Here is a 1,439-nt window from a genome sequence, read left to right as displayed (position 1 = left end):
CCCCCTCCCCACCCCCGTCCTGGCGTTCGCCATAAGGCACCTCGGCGCGGTCGCCGGCGTGGAGGTCACCGCCAGCCACAACCCGCCCCGCGACAACGGCTACAAGGTCTACCTCGGCGACGGCTCCCAGATCGTCCCGCCGGCCGACGCGGAGATCGCCGCGGAGATCGAGGCCGTACGGTCCCTGGACGACCTGCCTCGCCCGGACGGCGGCTGGGAGACCCTCGACGACGCGGTCCTCGACGCCTACCTCGCCCGTACGGACGCGGTACTGGCAAAGAACTCCCCCCGCACCGCCCGCACCGTCTACACGGCGATGCCCGGCGTCGGCAAGGACGTCCTCCTCGCCGCCTTCGCCCGCGCGGGCTTCCCGGAGCCGGCCCTCGTCGCCGAGCAGGCCGAGCCCGACCCCGACTTCCCGACCGTCGCCTTCCCCAACCCGGAAGAGCCCGGCGCGATGGACCTCGCCTTCGCGAAGGCCCGCGAGACGGACCCCGACCTGATCATCGCCAACGACCCGGACGCCGACCGCTGCGCCGTGGCCGTGAAGGCGAACGGCGACTGGCGGATGCTGCGCGGCGACGAGGTCGGCGCGCTGCTCGCCGCCCACCTCGTGCGGCGCGGCGCCCGGGGGACCTTCGCCGAGTCGATCGTCTCCTCCTCCCTCCTCGGCCGTATCGCCGAGAAGGCGGACCTCCCCTACGAGGAGACCCTCACCGGCTTCAAGTGGATCGCCCGCGTCGAGGGCCTGCGCTACGGCTACGAGGAGGCCCTCGGCTACTGCGTCGACCCCGACGGCGTACGGGACAAGGACGGCATCACCGCCGCCCTCCTGATCACCGAGCTCGCCTCCGAGCTCAAGGAGCGGGGCCGCACGCTGCCGGACCTCCTCGACGACCTCGCCGTGGAGCACGGTCTGCACGCCACCGACCAGCTGTCGGTCCGCGTCGAGGACCTGTCGGTCATCGCCGACGCCATGCGGCGTCTGCGGGAGCGGCCGCCGACCGCCCTGGCCGGCCTGGCGATCACCAGGGCCGAGGACCTCACGCGGGGCACCGACCGGCTGCCGCCCACCGACGGTCTGCGGTACACCCTCGACGGCGCCCGTGTCATCGTCCGGCCCAGCGGCACCGAACCCAAACTCAAGTGCTACCTGGAGGTCGTCGTCCCGGTCGGCACCCACGCCGACCTGCCCGCCGCCCACACCAAGGCGACGGACCTGCTGACGACGATCAAGCGGGACCTGTCGGCGGCGGCCGGCATCTGACCCGCCCGTTGGGGTGCCCCGACCGACCGGGGCACCCCAACGGGTGATTTCGCGACCTCGATCGACACGCGCTCCCCCTCCCGGCGCCCACCCCGGGAAACGGTGGACGGACCTCCCGTCCGCCGAGCCCCGCAGCCTGTCTCTTATACCCCTCTCCGAGCCCACGAGACTC

1 protein-coding gene is annotated in these 1,439 nt (G+C 73.2%); it reads left to right on the top strand.

Annotated elements, in window-relative coordinates; genetic code table 11:
* Positions 1–1,267: phospho-sugar mutase (locus HLK59_RS50035; RefSeq protein WP_171148334.1), on the top strand; the 1,267-nt coding region annotated here is incomplete at its 5' end.
* Positions 1,268–1,439: the final 172 nt, after the last annotated feature.

The organism is Streptomyces sp. S3(2020) (assembly GCF_013044505.1).
GTDB lineage: Bacteria > Actinomycetota > Actinomycetes > Streptomycetales > Streptomycetaceae > Streptomyces.
The sequence above is the reverse complement of the archived record's forward strand: the minus strand, read 5'-3'. Positions and strand labels throughout refer to the sequence as shown.